This window comes from Pseudomonas sp. BTN1 (assembly GCF_001907715.1).
Classification (GTDB): domain Bacteria; phylum Pseudomonadota; class Gammaproteobacteria; order Pseudomonadales; family Pseudomonadaceae; genus Aquipseudomonas; species Aquipseudomonas paracarnis.
Genome location: NZ_MPBM01000016.1, coordinates 45,223 through 62,023 on the forward strand (window position 1 = coordinate 45,223; position 16,801 = coordinate 62,023).

The following is a 16,801-nucleotide window of genomic DNA, read 5'->3' on the forward strand; positions in this document are numbered from 1 at the left end:
GTACAGTAACAGCTTGTTCCGGTTGGAAAAAGCATCTTGAAATTGGCTGTAGGCCCATGTGGGAGCGGGCTTGCTCGCGAATAGGGTGGCACATCAACATCTCTGTTGACTGACACACTGCATTCGCGAGCAAGCCCGCTCCCACAGGGGTTCCCCAGAATGCCTGAGGCCTTAGCGCGGCCCGGAAACCACCAGCATCTGCCCTGGCTTCAATGCCTGGCCGGTGCGCGGGTTCCAACGCTTGAGATGTTGCATCTCGACATTGAAACGCTTGGCCACCATGTACAGCGAGTCACCTTTCTTGACCTTGTACTGCACCGGTTTTTTCGCCGCGACTTTACGCGTGTCCTGCATCACCAGGGTCTGGCCGACCTTGAGCGCCTGGCCGTTGAGCTTGTTCCAGCGCTGCAGGTCATGCACGTCAACCTTGTTGGCCTTGGCGATCAGCGTGAGGTTATCGCCACTGCGTACCTTGTAGCTGCGGGTACGCCCGGCAACCGCCTTGGTCTCGACTTCGTCGAACACCGGCTTCTTGGGGCGCATGCTCAGCAATTCTTCCGGCTTCATCGTCGAAAGGGTGCTGGTCAGCAGTTGGGCCTTGGAGGTTGGTACCAGCAGATGCTGGGGGCCATCCAGAGTGGTGCGTTGTTTCAAGGCCGGGTTGAGCTGGAACAGTTCGTCTTCGTCGATCTCGGCCAGCGCGGCAACCCGTGACAGGTCCATGCTTTGCTTGACTTCAACTACTTCGAAGTACGGTGTGTTGGCAATCGGGTTCAGGTTGACGCCATAGGCCTCGGGCGCCAGTACCACCTGGGACAAGGCCAGGAATTTGGGCACATAGTCCTTGGTTTCCTGAGGCAGGGGCAGGTTCCAGTAGTCAGTGGGCAGGCCGAGCTTTTCGTTGCGCTCGATTGCCCGGCTGACCGTGCCTTCGCCGGCGTTATAGGCCGCCAGGGCCAGCAGCCAGTCGCCGTTGAACATGTCATGCAGACGCGTCAGATAGTCCAGGGCGGCGGTGGTGGAGGCGGTGATGTCGCGGCGGCCATCGTAGGCGCGGGTCTGGCGCAGGTTGAAGTAGCGCCCGGTGGAGGGAATGAACTGCCACAAGCCCACCGCATCGCTGCGCGAATAGGCCATTGGGTTGTAGGCACTTTCAATCACTGGCAGCAGCGCCAGCTCCAGGGGCATGTTGCGTTCTTCAAGGCGTTCGACGATGTAATGAATGTAGAGGCTGCCGCGTTCGCCGGCATTCTCCAGAAAGGAGGGGTTACTGGCGAACCACAGGCGCTGTTGCTCGATGCGCGGGTTGACGCCGACACCGTCCTGCAATTGAAAGCCCCGACGCATGCGTTCCCAGACGTCCTGGGGTACTTCGGGGCTGGGCTTCTCTGATAGCCAAATAGGTTTTTGCTTGATCTTGGCAGCAAGATTCGGTTTGGGTTGCACGGTGGATTGTGCAGCGTAATTGGTCGATTGGCAGCCCGCCAGAGTCGCGGAAACGGCCACCGCCACGGCTTGAGCCAGGCGGGTCAATGCGTCTGAAGAAATGGATTTACGAATAGATGACGACATTGGCTGGAAGTAAGTTCCGGGCAAAAATGTCGGGCGATTCTAGAAAGCGCTTTGGTTCCGGTCAACCATTCAGAAATTACGTATCAGATTGCATCTGGTTAGAACTTATCTTTCCAAGCCCTCAAGCTAGCAAACACCTCGGCCCCAGAGCGGTTGTCGCGGCCGTTCCGTTCGTCCGCTTTTTGTTTAACGGATGTTTCAGCGGTGCGCAGAAAAGGGTTAGTACGTTTTTCCAGGGCCAGGTTGGATGGCAGCGTCATCTGGCCACGGGCGCGAAGTTGGGCGACATTTTCCACCCGTTCGGCGATGTCGGCGTTGTGCGGTTCCACGGCCTGGGCAAATTTCAAGTTACTTTGCGTGTATTCGTGGGTGCAGTACACCTGCGTATCGGCGGGCAGGGCGGCCAGGCGTTCCAGAGAGTTGTACATCTGTTCGGGTGTGCCTTCGAACAGGCGACCGCAACCCGCGGCGAACAAGGTATCGCCACACAGCAATACGCCCTGGTGGTAAAAGGCGATGTGGCCGAGGGTGTGGCCAGGCACGGCGTACACGTCGAAGTCCCAGCCCAGCACGCTGATACGGTCGTTATCCTGCAAGGCCACATCCCGCGCCGGGATCTTTTCGTTGGCCGGGCCGTAGACCGTGGCGCCGGTGACAGTTTTCAGTTGCTCCACACCGCCCACATGATCATGGTGATGATGGGTGACCAGAATGTCGCTGAGGCGCCACTCGGCATTCTGCTTGAGCCAGGCCAGTACTGGCGCGGCATCGCCGGGGTCGACCACGGCGCAGCGCCGGGTCGTGGGGTCTTGTAACAACCAGATGTAGTTGTCGGTGAAGGCGGGTAGGGCACTGATCTGTATCATTCTTCGATTCGCCAAGCTGAACACATTGGTGCATCTTAGAACGTCTAGGCGAGTTGGAGAATGCAATGACTGATAAAGCGTTCGCCCAGGCCGATCCTGAGTGGCTGGCCCTGATCAGCGCCGCCCGCGAATGGTTGTCCGGGCCGATTGGGCAGTTTTTGCTGGAAGAAGAGCGGCGCATGCTCGAAGACGAGCTGGGCCGGTTCTTTGGGGGCTACCTGGTGCATTACGGGCCGTCGGCCGACACGCCGCCCTCGGCACCGCAGGTGCAACGCAATGTACGCCTGGGCGCGCCATTGCCAGGTGTGGAAATCGTCTGCGAGGAACAGGCCTGGCCGTTGAGCGAACACGCCGCCGATGTGGTGGTGTTGCAGCATGGCCTGGATTTCTGCCTGTCGCCCCACGGTTTGTTGCGCGAAGCGGCGAGCAGCGTGCGCCCTGGTGGCCATTTACTGATTGTCGGCATCAACCCCTGGAGCAGTTGGGGCCTGCGCCGTGTGTTCGCCCATGACGGACTGCGTCAGGCGCGTTGCATCGCGCCATCACGGGTGGGCGACTGGCTCAACCTGCTGGGCTTCGCGCTGGAGAAACGCCGCTTCGGGTGCTATCGTCCGCCGCTTGCGACGGCCAAGTGGCAGGGCCGCCTGGCCGGTTGGGAACGCCGCGCAGGGGCCTGGCAGCTGTCGGGTGGCGGCTTTTATTTGCTGGTTGCACGCAAGATCGTGGTCGGGCTGCGACCGGTGCAACAAGTGCGCCGCGAGCCGATCGGCAAGCTCGTGCCAATGCCGTTGGCCAAGGTCAACCGCGAACAACGCGAACCGTAAAACCTCTTTTTGATTTCAGGCCGAATAACCGATGACCGATAGCGTAGAACTCTTCACCGATGGCGCCTGCAAGGGCAACCCCGGCCCGGGCGGCTGGGGCGCCTTGCTGGTGTGCAAGGGCGTGGAGAAGGAACTGTGGGGCGGCGAAGCCAATACCACCAATAACCGCATGGAACTGATGGGCGCGATTCGCGGCCTCGAAGAACTCAAGCGACGCTGCAACGTACTCCTGGTGACCGACTCGCAGTACGTGATGAAGGGCATCAACGAGTGGATGGTCAACTGGAAAAAACGTGGCTGGAAGACAGCGGCCAAGGAGCCGGTCAAGAACGCCGACCTGTGGCAATTGCTCGATGAACAGTGCAACCGTCACGACATCACCTGGAAATGGGTGCGCGGGCACATTGGCCACCCTGGCAACGAGCGCGCCGACCAGTTGGCCAACCGTGGCGTGGATGAAGTGCGCGGCTACAAGCAGAGCTGAGTCAGCGACACCGCAGCGGCCGCTCGAGCCGCTGCTTCACCGCCGCCATCGCGTGTGGCGAATCTACCCGCACGGCATTGAGCTTCAGGCAGGCAGACGTTGGCCTGATCACAAACATCCCGTGATTGTTGTCGCTTACAGAGCCAGGATCGCACGGGCGAGTTGTTCGTCCGTGTATCGCAGGTCCACTCTCGTCTGGCGAATATGCCGCAAGGCTGACTCTAGTTGGGCACCGCGTATTGCACCTTCGCTTGCGACAAACGAGGCGGCATCGGCCTTGGCTGCCAGCACAATCTTGTCGTCCTTGAAGCTGCTGCTGGTGCCGCCCGTGGCACTCATCGACAGGCTCACCAAGGCGTCAGTGGTCATCACGAAACTGGTGGCTTGCGCACCGGCAGCGCTGAGCAGGCAGGGGATGAACAGCCATTTCAGGTTGAACATGAGTCAGGGAATTCCGTATCTGGAGGAGGCGCGCAGGTTAGCGATGAGGGGCGTAGCAATCCGCAGCAAGTTTGCGAAATCTTGTAAATAACTGTTGGGTGTCCACCGGTGGTTGGGTGCCATGGGCGCTTCGTTTACAGAGCGTGCTAATATCCCGCCCCTTGAACTGTACCGAACCGTTGAGAGCTGAACCCTGATGGCCATCCGATCTGTTGTACTCGATACCGAAACCACCGGCATGCCGGTGACCGATGGTCACCGGATCATCGAAATCGGCTGTGTCGAACTGATGGGGCGCCGCCTGACCGGCCGCCACTTCCACGTCTACCTGCAACCGGACCGCGACAGTGATGAGGGCGCGATTGGCGTCCACGGCATCACCGACGAATTCCTCAAGGGCAAGCCGCGCTTCGCCGAAGTGGCCGATGAGTTCTTCGAATTCATCAATGGCGCCCAGTTGATCATCCATAACGCGGCGTTCGACATCGGCTTCATCAATAACGAATTTGCCCTGATGGGGCAGACCGACCGTGCGGACATCTCCCAACACTGCACGATCCTCGATACCTTGATGATGGCCCGCGAGCGCCACCCGGGACAACGCAACAGCCTCGATGCCTTGTGCAAGCGCTATGGCGTCGACAACTCCGGCCGTGAACTCCACGGCGCCTTGCTCGACTCCGAGATCCTGGCCGACGTTTACCTGACCATGACCGGCGGGCAGACCAGCCTGTCCCTGGCCGGTAATGCGTCCGATGGCAGCGGTTCGGCGGAAGGCTCGGGCAACCGCCCTTCGGAAATCCGCCGCTTGCCAGCTGATCGCAAGCCGACGCCGATCATCCGTGCCAGCGAGCAGGACCTGGCCGAGCATGCGGCAAGGCTGGAGGCGATTGCCAAGGCAGCCGGTGCGCCGGCGTTGTGGACTCAACTCACTCAGCAATAACCGCTCATGTAGGAGCAGGCTTTCAGCCATGGGTACTTACACAGTTGCATCTGTGGCGAGGGAGCTTGCTCCCGTGACGGCCTGCCAGCCAACGCCTATCTACCTGACGCTGCGCGATCAAACTGGGGGAGCTGGCTTGCCTGCGATAGCGGCCTGCCAGCCAACGCCTATCGACCTGACGCCCCGCGATCAAATTGTGGGAGCGGGCTTGCTCGCGAATGCGGCCTGACAGTCAACACGGTTGGATTGGGTACATCTCCATTCCTGCGGTAACGGCCACTTAGCGTTGCGCTCTGACAGCGGGTCACTTTGGAAAAGCCGGAATGCCGGCCCAGCCCACCCACATTTGGATTGCGGAGCCTCAGGTAGATAAGTGTCGGCTGGCAGGCCGCATTCGCAGGCAAGCCAGCTCCCACAGTTTGATCGCGGGTGTGAGGCAGGTATGGCCCGGCAGGCGGGCCGTCACGGGAGCAAGCTCCCTCGCGACTTATGTAGATACCTCTCGACCACCTGTGAAATCTTCATTCGCCACATCTGCTTCCAGCTTCTACCCTTTGTGCAAAGCCTCCGGAGTAAGAGTGCTCATGTACAAGGACCTGAAGTTCCCCGTTCTGATCGTGCACCGTGACATCAAGGCCGACACCGTTGCCGGTGACCGGGTTCGAGGCATCGCCAGGGAGTTGGAACAGGAGGGCTTCAGTATTTTTTCTGCGGTGGACTACGCCGAGGGGCGGCTAGTGGCCGCTACCCATCACGGCCTGGCCTGCATGCTGATCGCCGCCGAAGGCGCTGGGGAAAACACCCATCTGTTGCAGAACATGGTGGAGTTGATTCGCTTGGCGCGCCTGCGCGCACCCAACCTGCCGATCTTTGCGCTGGGCGAGCAAGTCACGCTAGAAAACGCACCCGCCGATGCCATGAGCGAGCTCAACCAACTGCGCGGCATCCTATATCTGTTCGAAGACACCGTGCCGTTTCTGGCGCGCCAGGTCGCCCGCGCCGCACGCACTTACCTGGATGGCCTGTTGCCGCCGTTCTTCAAGGCGCTGGTGCAACACACCGCCGACTCCAATTATTCCTGGCACACCCCCGGTCATGGCGGTGGCGTGGCCTATCGCAAAAGCCCGGTGGGGCAGGCCTTTCATCAGTTCTTTGGGGAAAACACCCTGCGCTCTGACTTGTCGGTGTCGGTGCCCGAACTGGGCTCGCTGCTCGATCACACCGGGCCTTTGGCCGAAGCCGAGGCCCGCGCCGCGCGCAACTTTGGCGCCGACCATACGTTCTTTGTGATCAACGGCACGTCCACCGCCAACAAGATCGTCTGGCATTCCATGGTGGGGCGCGATGACCTGGTGCTGGTGGACCGCAATTGCCACAAGTCGGTGTTGCATTCGATCATCATGACCGGCGCGATCCCGCTGTACCTGTGCCCGGAGCGCAACGAGCTGGGGATCATCGGCCCGATCCCCCTGAGCGAATTCAGCCCTGAGTCGATCCGCGCCAAGATCGACGCCAGCCCCTTGACCCGTGGGCGACCACCGAAAGTGAAATTGGCGGTGGTGACCAACTCCACCTATGACGGCCTGTGTTACAACGCCGAACTGATCAAGCAGCAACTGGGCAACAGTGTCGAGGTGCTGCACTTTGATGAGGCCTGGTATGCCTATGCTGCCTTTCACGAGTTCTTCGCCGGGCGCTATGGCATGGGCACCTCGCGCACGCCGGACAGCCCCTTGGTGTTCACCACCCACAGTACGCATAAGTTGCTGGCGGCATTCAGCCAGGCGTCGATGATCCACGTGCAGGACGGCGGCGCACGGCAACTGGACCGTGACCGCTTCAATGAAGCCTTCATGATGCATATCTCCACCTCGCCGCAATACAGCATCATCGCGTCGCTGGATGTGGCCTCGGCAATGATGGAGGGCCCGGCCGGACGCTCGCTGCTTCAGGAAATGTTCGACGAGGCCTTGAGTTTTCGCCGTGCCCTGGCCAACTTGCGCCAGCATATCGCGGCCCAAGACTGGTGGTTCTCCATCTGGCAGCCACCCTCGGTCGCGGGCATCGACCGGGTCGCCACGGCGGATTGGCTGTTGCACCCTGGGGATGAATGGCATGGCTTTGGCGACGTGGTCGAAGACTACGTATTGCTGGACCCGATCAAAGTCACGCTGGTGATGCCTGGCCTCAACGCCGGAGGGGCCTTGAGCGATTGCGGGATTCCCGCCGCAGTGGTCAGCAAGTTCCTCTGGGAGCGCGGTCTGGTAGTGGAGAAGACTGGGCTGTATTCGTTCCTCGTGCTGTTTTCCATGGGCATTACCAAAGGCAAATGGAGCACCTTGCTCACTGAGTTGCTGGAGTTCAAGCGTAGCTACGATGCCAATGTCAGCCTGGCCAGTTGCTTGCCGTCGGTGTATGCCCAAGGCCCGGCGCGTTATCAAGGCCTGGGGCTGCGCGACCTTTGCGACCAGTTGCACAGCTGTTACCGTAGTAATGCCACGGCCAGGCACCTCAAACGTATGTATACGGTATTGCCGCAAATCGCGATGAAACCCGCCGATGCCTACGACCAACTGGTCAGGGGCGAGGTGGAGGCGGTCTGCATCGATGCCTTGGCCGGACGCATCGCCGCCGTGATGCTGGTGCCATACCCGCCGGGCATACCGCTGATCATGCCCGGCGAACGCTTCACCGAGTCAACCCGTTCAATCATCGATTACCTGGCATTTGCCCGCACGTTCGATAGCAGTTTCCCCGGTTTTGTCGCGGATGTGCATGGGCTGCAACACGAAGATGACGGCAGTGGCCGTCGTTACACCGTCGATTGCATCAAGGGTTAAGGAAGTTTATGCAAGCTGTGATGAACCCGAAGTATCCAGGGCTCAGTGTGCGAGTCGCCGACGAAGGTTTTGACGCCTATGTGTGGGGCAACGATTTCAGCTTTGAAGTCAGCGCCTATGGGGTGCCGCAAATGGGCCAGCGCGTCGACCAATGGCCGGTGGAAAAAGTGCTGCCGTACCGCAAGTGCTATGGCATCGACCCGGAAGAATTCGCCAGTTTTCGTGATGCCGCCGACAGCTCGATCTTCATGGCGTACCTGGATGACCGCGCAGTGGGGCATATCGTGGTCAGCACCAACTGGAACGGTTTCGCCCATGTTGACGAGTTGGCTGTGGCGTTACCGGCGCGTCGACATGGCGTGGCCAAGTCGTTGTTGGACGTGGCGCAGTTCTGGGCTCGCAAGAAGAACCTTCCGGGCATGATGCTTGAGACCCAGAACAACAACCTCGGCGCCTGTCGCCTGTATGAGCGTTGTGGCTATGTAATGGGCGGCATCGATCAACTGCGTTATCGCGGGATTGACCCGCAAACCCGCGAGGTCGCGATTTTCTGGTATCGGTTGTTCAAGGCGCAAGTGGAGGCGGTCTGACCTCCTACAGGGGCTTGGTGTCGTTACCAAGCAGGCTTTCGGCTTTCTGGATGACGATCTCCAGCAGCGCATTCAATGCAGGGGAGGCCGCAGCGTCTTTCAAGGTCAGCGCATACAGGCTGACCACTATCGGTGGTGACACCGGGCACGCATCAAGCCCGGACTCGCGTGCACCCAAGGCGGTGAACGGGTCGACAATCGCCAGGCCCTCTCCGGCTTCCACCAGGCCGCGCATCATCGGGTAGGTTTGTACGCGCGTCTGCACCACGGGCACCGGCCGCAGGGCATGCAGCTTGGCGTCCAGCAAACGGCTGAGCGGATCATGGCCTTCAAGGCCGATCAACGATTGGCCGGCCAACTCCTGCAGCGCAATGTACTTTTGCTTGGGCTTGAGCCAGCCATGGGGGGCCAGCAACTGCAATTTGCCTTGGGCCAGCACCGTGCTCTGGATATGGGGGTGTTCTGGGTCATGCAGGCTCAGGCCGACATCGGCTTCATGTAGCAGCAGGCTGTTGATGATCTCGCCAACTGGCCGGCTCGACAGGTTGCACGGCATGTCCTGGAAGCGTCGACGCAGCGCGGCAATGCTCTGCGGCAACAGTTGGTTGGCCAACGGCGGCGTGCAGAGGGCGCGCAGGGGCGGAGCATGATGGTGTTTCAAGCGGCTGGCAAGGCGTTGCAACGGCTCCAGGGCTTCATACAGAGTTGTGATTTGTGCCTGCAACTCCAGGGTTTCCCGCGTGGCCTGCAAGCGCCCGCGCACGCTGGCGAACAGCATGAAGCCCAGTTGCTGCTCGGCATCCTTGAGGGTGGCGTCTACATCGCCCACGGGGAGTTGCAACCACTCGGCGGCGGTGCCGAGGTGGCCGGTCTGCAAGATGGCCTGAATCACTTCGATATGACGTAAACGCATGGCCGGAGTCTATGTGCAGTGCGCAGGGGATTCAATGGCGCAGGCCTTCGTGCGCAAAAAAGACTGCCGGGGTCGTCCCGGCCTATGGCGCTCAGCCAGGACCCCATTAGAATGGCGGGTCTGATCAGCAACGACCCCTGCCGGTTTGCCGGTACTTAAAATAAAAAACAGGTCTGGTCTCATATGCCTCTACCCTCGACTTTCTTCGGGGTAACGGCCAAGCAACTCGTGGTCCTGGTGACCGTGGGAGGCCTGGCGGCTTACTTCTTCAATCATCAGGATGAACCGACGCCGGACAATCTCGCACTGGAAGCCTTTATTCGCTCCCAGCAACAGGTGGGCGAGCAGGTGGGCGCAGTCGTGGGGATCAGCCTGATCAGGGAGGTGGAGGCTTACCCCGCGTACAACGCAGCAGGTTACAAGCGCTCGATGTTTACCGTGCAAGGGGAGCACGGCCAAGTGCTGGTGACGCTCAAGCAAGACGAGCAGGGCATAGAGGTGACGCAGATCCGCCGCCCATGAACGTCCCCAGCCCAGCCCCCAGGACTGAGCAGGTGAACAAGGCAAGCGCTTACGATGCCAGAGTGGTTTCGGACTCGCGCACGAGAATGGTGCCCGACTGGATCAGTTTGAATTCATCACCTTCCAGCTTTTCTACACGGTCGCCAATGGCCAGCTTGTAGGTCGTGGTGGGCGTCGATCCGGCCAGGTCGCCTTGCGCCGGGTTGGATTCCTGAAACTCATGCACCGAATACACGCGGCCTTCCGCGTCTCTGGCATGAAACTGTCCAACAAGTACTGCAGCCATCTGTTTAGAACCTCTGGAGATAAACACTCGATTTGCGGTTCTGTAGACCGTCAGGGAGCGGGGTAGTTTACCTATAAGAAAAAAATACTATTCGCTGATATTTTCAGACGCTTCCTACGCAAGTGCTTGCAAGGAAAACGTCGAGGGAATCCGCACAACCCTCTGGTGAACGCGCCGCGAAGCCTCTATAACTACAAGCTCCTTTATTCAGAAGTCGGGAAACCTCAATGAGCAAGGTCTACACGATTGCCGTCCTGGTGGGCAGCTTGAGAAAAGAGTCGATCAACCGCAAGGTCGCCCTGGCCCTGGCCGAACTGGCCCCTGCCAATCTCAAGTTGAACATTGTTGAAATCGGCGACTTGCCGCTCTACAACGAGGACATCGACGGTGCAACACCGCCCGCAGCCTACAGTACTTTCCGCAAACAAGTGAGTTCATCCGACGCGGTGCTGTTCGTCACCCCCGAATACAACCGCTCCGTGCCGGCGGCCTTGAAAAATGCCATTGACGTGGGCTCGCGCCCATACGGGCAAAGCGCCTGGAGTGGCAAGCCCGGGGCGATCATCAGCGTGTCGCCGGGTGCCATTGGCGGTTTTGGCGCCAACCACCATTTGCGCCAGTCCCTGGTGTTCCTGGATGTGTGGTGCATGCAACAGCCGGAAGCCTATCTGGGCGGGGCAGGCAGTGTGTTCGATGAGGCGGGGAAGGTGTCGGAAAAGACCAAGCCGTTCCTGCAGGCATTCATCGATGCCTACGGTAAGTGGGTAGAAAAACAGAAGGATTGATTTGGCAATGCGCTCAAATGTGGGAGCGGGCTTGCTCGCGAAGGCGGTGGTTCAGCAGAGACATCATCGGCTGATACACCGCCTTCGCGAGCAAGCCCGCTCCCACAATGGGGTTATCGCAACCAGTTGGTGCGTGCCAGTTCGATAACCTCATCGCCACGCCCGCTCATCACCGCCTTGAGCATGTACAGGCTGAACCCCTTGGCCTGTTCCAGCTTGATGCTCGGCGGCATCACCAGTTCCTGAGTCGCGGTCACCACATCCACCAACACCGGGCCATCGTGGGCCAGGGCACGGCGCAGTGCCGGCTCCAAGTCTTCGGATTGCTCCACACGTATGCCCAAAATGCCCATGGCATTGGACATGGCCGCAAAGTCCGGGTTTTTCAGCTCGGTCCCGGTGTCCAGGTAACCTGCAGCCTTCATCTCCATGGCGACAAAGCCTAGGGACGAATTGTTGAACACCACAAGTTTGACCGGCAATTGCAGTTGCGCCAGGGAAATGAAATCCCCCATCAACATGGTGAAACCACCGTCCCCAGACATCGAGATCACCTGCCGTCCAGGGAATGCTGCCTGGGCGCCGATAGCCTGAGGCATGGCGTTGGCCATCGAGCCATGGTTGAACGAGCCGATCAGCCGGCGCTTGCCGTTCATCTTCAGATAACGCGCCGCCCACACGGTGGGTGAGCCGACATCGGCGGTAAAGATCGCATCATCATCGGCCAGCTCGCTGAGCAAGCGCGCCACATACTGGGGATGGATCGGCCGGCCGGCCTTGGACGGTTGCGCCAGGTCATCCAGGCCTTGGCGGGCTTTTTCGTAGTGCTTCAGGGAGGTCTCGAGGAAGCTGCGATCGGTCTTGCGGGTCAGGCGCGGCAACAGCGCGGCGATGGTTTCACTGACGTCGGCGGCGATGCCCAGATCCAGGGTCGCACGACGCCCCAGGGCTTGGGGGTTGCGGTCCACCTGGATGATCCTGGCGTCGGTCGGGTAGAACTGGCGATAAGGGAAGTCGGTGCCGAGCATGACCAAGGTGTCGCAATCGAGCATGGCGTGGTAGCCGGAGCTGAAACCGATCAGGCCGGTCATGCCGACGTCGAACGGGTTATCCCACTCCACATGCTCCTTGCCCCTCAGTGCGTGCACCACCGGCGCGCCGAGGGCGTCGGCCAGCGCCACCACTTGATCGTGGGCACCGGCACAGCCGCTGCCACACAGCAGAGTGACTTTCTCGCTGCTCTGGAGCATGTCGGTGAGGCGCTGCAAGTCCTGCTCAACCGGCAGGGTGCGCGGTGCGTGCAAGGCCGGCCACGGCTTGAGCTTATCTTCCACCTCCAGCAGCGATACATCTCCCGGAATCACCACCACCGCCACGCCTCGGTTGAGGATCGCCGAACGCATGGCACGGTGCAGCACCTGAGGCATCTGCTCGGGGTTGCTCACCAGCTCGATAAAGTGGCTGCATTCCTTGAACAGTTCCTGGGGATGGGTTTCCTGAAAGTAATTCAGGCCAACCTCCGAAGATGGAATTTGCGCGGCAATCGCCAGCACCGGCACATGGTTGCGATGGCAATCGAATAAACCATTGATCAAATGCAGGTTGCCCGGCCCGCAACTGCCGGCGCACACCGTCAACTCGCCGGTGGCCGCCGCTTCGGCACCGGCAGCGAAGGCGGCGACCTCCTCGTGGCGAACATGCATCCACTCGATGCTGTCCATGCTGCGCAGGGCGTCGGTCAGGCCATTGAGGCTGTCGCCGGTGAGCCCCCAGATACGCTTGATACCCGCTTGTTCCAGGGTGGTCGCCAACTGCTGGGCCAGGTTGATTTTCGCCATGAGGAACTCCAATCGTCAGTGAGGTTGAAAAACTGCTGATCAGTAGGGGACAGTTCAATCACGGCGAATGCTCCGCCTTTAATGTGAAGATTGCGTCATGCTTGCGCGGTATTGCCGCGTACGCCGCGCGATAAACCACTGGTCACAGGCCAATGCCAGCCAGGGCGCAACGTTGGGGTTGGGCAGGCGGCCGCGGCTCAGACGGCGCATCTGGTCGCGCACCACGGCGAGGGTGGCGAGGGCGGCCAGGGGTTTGCGCTTCCATTCCATGGGCCGCAGTTGTGGGTTGAGGTCGCGACCTTCACGCCACTGTTTGATCAGTTGCGGCTCCAGGGTCAGGGCGGTGGCGATGCCGGCCATGGCGATGCCGCTGTCCAATACTTGCTGGACCACCGGCAAGCGGCGAATACCTCCGGTCACCATCAGTGGCATGGTGGCGATGCTCGCCATTTGTGTGGCGAAATCCAAAAAGTAGGCTTCACGGGCCAAGGTGCGGCCGTCCCGCGCCTCACCTTGCATGGCCGGCGCTTCATAGCTGCCGCCGGACAACTCAAGCAAATCGATCGGCAGTGTATTGAGCATCTCCACTACTGCGCGCGCATCGGTCTCATCGAAGCCGCCGCGCTGGAAGTCTGCGGAATTGAGCTTTACCGACACACAAAATGAAGGGCTGACGCTGGCACGTACGGCACGGACGACCTCCAGCAACAGGCGTGCGCGGTTTTCCAAGGGGCCGCCCCAGCGGTCGGTGCGATGGTTGCTCAAGGGCGAGAGAAATTGGCTCAACAAATAACCATGGGCGCCGTGGATCTGTACGCCGGTGAACCCGGCTTGCTCGGCCAGGCGGGCGCTGGTGGCGAAGCGCTTGATGACGTCCTGGATGTCGTCTTCGGTCATGGCCTTGGGTTTGGCGAACATCTTGGAAAAACTGCCCACATCCAGCGCAATAGCCGAGGGGGCCAACGCTTGTTGACCGAGGTTGGCCATGGTCTGGCGGCCCGGATGGCTGAGCTGTACCCAGAAGTGCACACCTTTGGCCCGGGCTACGTCGGCCCATTCACGAAAACTGGCCAGGTGTTGCTCGTTTTCTAGCGCGACACCGCCAGGGCCGGTCATGGCGCGGCGGTCGACCATCACGTTACCGGTCAGCAGCAGGCCGGGTTCGCCGTCGGCCCAGGTCTTGTACAGCTGCTTCAAGGCTTTGGACGGTGCCTGATGCAGGTCCGCCATGTTCTCTTCCATCGCGGCCTTGCCGATGCGGTTGGCGATGACTTGGCCGTTAGGCAGTTGCAGCGATTCGAACGGTGACATGGGTTAACTCCTGAGCAGGGGAGGTCTCAGGCTAAGCTTAAAGTTAACTTTAATGTCAAGCGGGAGTCGATCACGGGCGATGCAACTGTAGGAGCGAGCTTGCTCGCGAAGAACTTGAACGATAACGCAGGTCACCTGGATGTATTTGGCGCCCTTGCGTTCTTCGCGAGCAAGCTCGCTCCTACAGGAGGTTAGCGGCGGCGGAACAGCGGCAAAGGTTCATCGGTGGCCGCTTGATAGGTCACCGAGAAATCCTTGAGGCTTTCCAGCGCTTCGTACGGGTCTTTGTCCGCGCGCAAGGCGAAGGCATCGAACCCGCAGCGGTGCAGGTAGAACAGTTGGTCACGCAGCACGTCGCCAATGGCCCGCAGTTCACCCTTGTAGCCATAACGGTCACGCAGCAGGCGGGCATTGGAGTAGTTGCGCCCGTCGGTGAAGGCCGGGAAGTTAAGGGCGATGACCTGAAAATGCTGCACGTCATCACCGATTTCTTCGGCTTCTTCATCGGCGTCCAGCCACACACCCAGGCCGCCATCGCGGGCCTTGAGGGCATGGCCGTGCTCGCGCCACAGTGCCAGCGGCACGATCAGGTCGTCGCAGTTGGAGATGCCGTCGAAGCTCGCGTCCTTGGGCAGCAGGTGCCAGGTTTCGTCGACGACTGCGTTGTTCTTAATGATTCGCTGCATAGACACGCTCCTTGAACAGGTCGATGCCGATGCGCTGGTAGGTGTCGATGAAGCGCTCATCTTCGGTACGCTGTTCGATATACACGTCGATCAGCTTGCCGATCACCTCTGGCATGGCTTCCTGGGCGAAGGATGGGCCGAGGATCTTGCCCAGGCTCGCATCGCGGCTGGCGCTGCCACCCAGGGACACTTGGTAGAATTCTTCGCCTTTCTTGTCCACGCCCAGGATGCCGATGTGGCCGACGTGGTGGTGACCACAGGCGTTCATGCAACCGGAGATGTTCAGGTCCAGCTCGCCGATGTCGAACAGGTAATCCAGGTCGTCGAAACGGCGTTGGATCGACTCGGCAATCGGGATCGACTTGGCGTTGGCCAGGGAGCAGAAGTCGCCGCCCGGGCAGCAGATGATATCGGTCAGCAGGCCGATGTTCGGCGTAGCAAAGCCGCCTTCGCGCAGTTCGCCCCACAGGGTGAACAATTGGCTTTGTTCAACGTCCGCAAGAATGATGTTCTGCTCGTGGGAGGTGCGCAGTTGGCCAAAGCTGTAGCGCTCGGCCAGGTCGGCGACGGCATCCAGCTGCTTGTCGGTGATATCGCCAGGGGCAACACCGGTGGGCTTGAGCGACAGGGTCACTGCCACGTAGCCGGGCTTCTTGTGCGCCAGGGTATTGCGCGTGCGCCAGCGGGCGAAACCTGGGTGTTGCTGGTCGAGTGCGGCCAGCTCGGCGTCCTGATTGCTCAGGGCCTGGTACTCCGGGTCGACGAAGTGCTTGGCGACGCGGTGCACTTCGGCTTCGGTCAGGGTGGTCTGGCCGCCGCGCAGGTGTTCCATTTCGGCATCGACTTTCTGGGCAAACACCTCAGGGGTCAGCGCCTTGACCAGGATCTTGATCCGGGCCTTGTACTTGTTGTCGCGACGGCCATAGCGGTTGTAGACCCGCAGGATGGCGTCGAGGTAGCTCAACAGGTCCTGCCACGGCAGGAACTCGTTGATGAACGCACCGACCACCGGGGTACGGCCCAGGCCACCGCCGACCAATACGCGAAAACCCAGCTCGCCGGCGGCGTTGTACACCGGCTCCAGGCCGATGTCGTGCACTTCGATGGCGGCACGGTCCGAGGTCGAGCCATTGATGGCGATCTTGAACTTGCGCGGCAGGTAGGCGAATTCGGGGTGGAAGGTGGTCCACTGACGCACGATTTCACACCACGGCCGCGGGTCGATCAACTCGTCGGCAGCGACGCCGGCAAATTGGTCGGTGGTCACGTTGCGCAGGCAGTTACCGCTGGTCTGAATGGCGTGCATCTGCACGGTAGCCAGTTCAGCCAGGATGTCCGGTACATCTTCCAGGGCCGGCCAGTTGAACTGCACATTCTGGCGGGTGCTGATGTGGGCATAGCCTTTGTCGAAGTCGCGGGCGATCTTGGCCATCATTCGCGTCTGGCGCGACGTCAGTTGGCCATAGGGCACGGCCACCCTCAGCATCGGCGCAAAGCGCTGCACATAAAGGCCATTTTGCAGGCGCAGAGGGCGGAACTCTTCTTCGCTCAGTTCACCTGCTAAGTAGCGTCGGGTCTGATCACGGAACTGCTTGACGCGGTCCTCGATGATGCGCTGATCGTATTCGTCGTATACGTACATATAGGTCCTGTTCTCGGCAAATCTGCGCGCACGGCCGCGCACTCCCAACGGAGCCGGCGCACGATACCAGTTTGCGTATATGCGCAAAAGTGATGTTTGGGTATATGTAAATAACCAAACTGACTAATGAGAACCGTTATCGCCATACCCACATTTGTCATAGGGAAAACTCTGGTCTTTACTGTGATCGAGTCTTAGTGCAGTCACCTATAAAACCGACAAGAGGCGATGCGATGAGCAATTCCACCAAAGCCCGTA

General features: G+C 60.2%; 16 protein-coding genes. 7 read left to right on the top strand and 9 right to left on the bottom strand.

Annotated features, from left to right (window positions below):
* Positions 1-171 precede the first annotated feature (171 nt).
* Positions 172-1,572: a transglycosylase SLT domain-containing protein gene (locus BMH52_RS06260; protein WP_020301567.1), complete on the bottom strand. Its 1,401-nt coding sequence runs from the start codon at positions 1,570-1,572 to the stop codon at positions 172-174.
* Between the two features lie 98 nt (positions 1,573-1,670).
* Entirely contained in the window at positions 1,671-2,438 is a 768-nt protein-coding gene (gene gloB, locus BMH52_RS06265; protein WP_020301566.1) for a hydroxyacylglutathione hydrolase, read from the bottom strand.
* Positions 2,439-2,503: 65 nt separating this feature from the next.
* Between gloB and BMH52_RS06270 the strand changes: the two genes are divergently transcribed.
* Entirely contained in the window at positions 2,504-3,262 is a 759-nt protein-coding gene (locus BMH52_RS06270; protein ID WP_003190694.1) for a class I SAM-dependent methyltransferase, read from the top strand.
* A gap of 31 nt (positions 3,263-3,293) precedes the next feature.
* Positions 3,294-3,746 (top strand): ribonuclease HI, encoded by a 453-nt coding sequence (gene rnhA / locus BMH52_RS06275; protein ID WP_003173571.1) that lies wholly within the window; start codon positions 3,294-3,296, stop codon positions 3,744-3,746.
* Positions 3,747-3,881: 135 nt separating this feature from the next.
* Here the strand turns inward: rnhA and BMH52_RS06280 are convergent, their stop codons facing one another.
* Positions 3,882-4,187: a DUF2388 domain-containing protein gene (locus BMH52_RS06280; RefSeq protein WP_003190695.1), complete on the bottom strand. Its 306-nt coding sequence runs from the start codon at positions 4,185-4,187 to the stop codon at positions 3,882-3,884.
* A 202-nt stretch (positions 4,188-4,389) separates the two neighbouring features.
* Here BMH52_RS06280 and dnaQ point away from each other — a divergent pair, with 202 nt between their 5' ends.
* From dnaQ to BMH52_RS06300, 3 genes are all read left to right on the top strand, one after another.
* Complete coding sequence (gene dnaQ, locus BMH52_RS06285) at positions 4,390-5,130, top strand: DNA polymerase III subunit epsilon (protein ID WP_164692278.1); 741 nt, start codon at positions 4,390-4,392, stop codon at positions 5,128-5,130.
* A gap of 584 nt (positions 5,131-5,714) precedes the next feature.
* Positions 5,715-7,970, top strand: coding sequence for an Orn/Lys/Arg decarboxylase N-terminal domain-containing protein (locus BMH52_RS06295; RefSeq protein WP_073843189.1), 2,256 nt, complete (start codon positions 5,715-5,717; stop codon positions 7,968-7,970).
* 20 nt (positions 7,971-7,990) lie between these two features.
* A complete protein-coding gene (locus tag BMH52_RS06300; RefSeq protein WP_032903567.1) occupies positions 7,991-8,560 on the top strand; it encodes a GNAT family N-acetyltransferase in 570 nt (189 codons plus the stop codon).
* Positions 8,561-8,564: 4 nt separating this feature from the next.
* Here the strand turns inward: BMH52_RS06300 and BMH52_RS06305 are convergent, their stop codons facing one another.
* Positions 8,565-9,473 (bottom strand): LysR substrate-binding domain-containing protein, encoded by a 909-nt coding sequence (locus BMH52_RS06305; protein ID WP_073843191.1) that lies wholly within the window; start codon positions 9,471-9,473, stop codon positions 8,565-8,567.
* Between the two features lie 183 nt (positions 9,474-9,656).
* Here BMH52_RS06305 and BMH52_RS06310 point away from each other — a divergent pair, with 183 nt between their 5' ends.
* Positions 9,657-9,995 carry a hypothetical protein gene (locus BMH52_RS06310; protein ID WP_073843193.1) on the top strand — a complete coding sequence of 113 codons (339 nt, stop codon included), beginning with the start codon at positions 9,657-9,659 and terminating at the stop codon, positions 9,993-9,995.
* Between the two features lie 49 nt (positions 9,996-10,044).
* Here BMH52_RS06310 and BMH52_RS06315 read toward each other — a convergent pair whose 3' ends face one another.
* Positions 10,045-10,281, bottom strand: coding sequence for a hypothetical protein (locus BMH52_RS06315; protein ID WP_032874044.1), 237 nt, complete (start codon positions 10,279-10,281; stop codon positions 10,045-10,047).
* A gap of 227 nt (positions 10,282-10,508) precedes the next feature.
* Between BMH52_RS06315 and BMH52_RS06320 the strand changes: the two genes are divergently transcribed.
* Positions 10,509-11,066 carry an NADPH-dependent FMN reductase gene (locus BMH52_RS06320; RefSeq protein WP_020301562.1) on the top strand — a complete coding sequence of 186 codons (558 nt, stop codon included), beginning with the start codon at positions 10,509-10,511 and terminating at the stop codon, positions 11,064-11,066.
* A 113-nt stretch (positions 11,067-11,179) separates the two neighbouring features.
* Here the strand turns inward: BMH52_RS06320 and poxB are convergent, their stop codons facing one another.
* The 4 genes from poxB to BMH52_RS06340 form a co-directional block, all read right to left on the bottom strand.
* Entirely contained in the window at positions 11,180-12,904 is a 1,725-nt protein-coding gene (poxB, locus tag BMH52_RS06325; protein ID WP_069868415.1) for a ubiquinone-dependent pyruvate dehydrogenase, read from the bottom strand.
* A gap of 78 nt (positions 12,905-12,982) precedes the next feature.
* Entirely contained in the window at positions 12,983-14,215 is a 1,233-nt protein-coding gene (locus BMH52_RS06330; RefSeq protein WP_038449965.1) for an NADH:flavin oxidoreductase/NADH oxidase family protein, read from the bottom strand.
* 191 nt (positions 14,216-14,406) lie between these two features.
* Positions 14,407-14,901, bottom strand: a complete 495-nt coding sequence (locus tag BMH52_RS06335) for a DUF934 domain-containing protein (RefSeq protein ID WP_003190711.1) — start codon at positions 14,899-14,901, stop codon at positions 14,407-14,409.
* Positions 14,885-16,543: a nitrite/sulfite reductase gene (locus BMH52_RS06340; protein WP_032903543.1), complete on the bottom strand. Its 1,659-nt coding sequence runs from the start codon at positions 16,541-16,543 to the stop codon at positions 14,885-14,887. The genes BMH52_RS06335 and BMH52_RS06340 overlap by 17 nt, the downstream gene beginning before the upstream one ends.
* Positions 16,544-16,801: the final 258 nt, after the last annotated feature.

Excerpts from the sequence above, each read along its gene's own strand:
- BMH52_RS06315 (WP_032874044.1), bottom strand. The coding sequence starts at position 10,281 with ATGGCTGCAGTACTTGTTGGACAGTTTCATGCCAGAGACGCGGAAGGC.
- BMH52_RS06295 (WP_073843189.1), top strand. The coding sequence starts at position 5,715 with ATGTACAAGGACCTGAAGTTCCCCGTTCTGATCGTGCACCGTGACATC.
- BMH52_RS06260 (WP_020301567.1), bottom strand. The coding sequence starts at position 1,572 with ATGTCGTCATCTATTCGTAAATCCATTTCTTCAGACGCATTGACCCGC.
- BMH52_RS06300 (WP_032903567.1), top strand. The coding sequence starts at position 7,991 with ATGAACCCGAAGTATCCAGGGCTCAGTGTGCGAGTCGCCGACGAAGGT.
- BMH52_RS06340 (WP_032903543.1), bottom strand. The coding sequence starts at position 16,543 with ATGTACGTATACGACGAATACGATCAGCGCATCATCGAGGACCGCGTC.
- BMH52_RS06310 (WP_073843193.1), top strand. The coding sequence starts at position 9,657 with ATGCCTCTACCCTCGACTTTCTTCGGGGTAACGGCCAAGCAACTCGTG.
- BMH52_RS06305 (WP_073843191.1), bottom strand. The coding sequence starts at position 9,473 with ATGCGTTTACGTCATATCGAAGTGATTCAGGCCATCTTGCAGACCGGC.
- BMH52_RS06330 (WP_038449965.1), bottom strand. The coding sequence starts at position 14,215 with ATGTCACCGTTCGAATCGCTGCAACTGCCTAACGGCCAAGTCATCGCC.
- gloB (WP_020301566.1), bottom strand. The coding sequence starts at position 2,438 with ATGATACAGATCAGTGCCCTACCCGCCTTCACCGACAACTACATCTGG.
- rnhA (WP_003173571.1), top strand. The coding sequence starts at position 3,294 with ATGACCGATAGCGTAGAACTCTTCACCGATGGCGCCTGCAAGGGCAAC.
- BMH52_RS06270 (WP_003190694.1), top strand. The coding sequence starts at position 2,504 with ATGACTGATAAAGCGTTCGCCCAGGCCGATCCTGAGTGGCTGGCCCTG.
- BMH52_RS06320 (WP_020301562.1), top strand. The coding sequence starts at position 10,509 with ATGAGCAAGGTCTACACGATTGCCGTCCTGGTGGGCAGCTTGAGAAAA.
- BMH52_RS06280 (WP_003190695.1), bottom strand. The coding sequence starts at position 4,187 with ATGTTCAACCTGAAATGGCTGTTCATCCCCTGCCTGCTCAGCGCTGCC.
- poxB (WP_069868415.1), bottom strand. The coding sequence starts at position 12,904 with ATGGCGAAAATCAACCTGGCCCAGCAGTTGGCGACCACCCTGGAACAA.
- BMH52_RS06335 (WP_003190711.1), bottom strand. The coding sequence starts at position 14,901 with ATGCAGCGAATCATTAAGAACAACGCAGTCGTCGACGAAACCTGGCAC.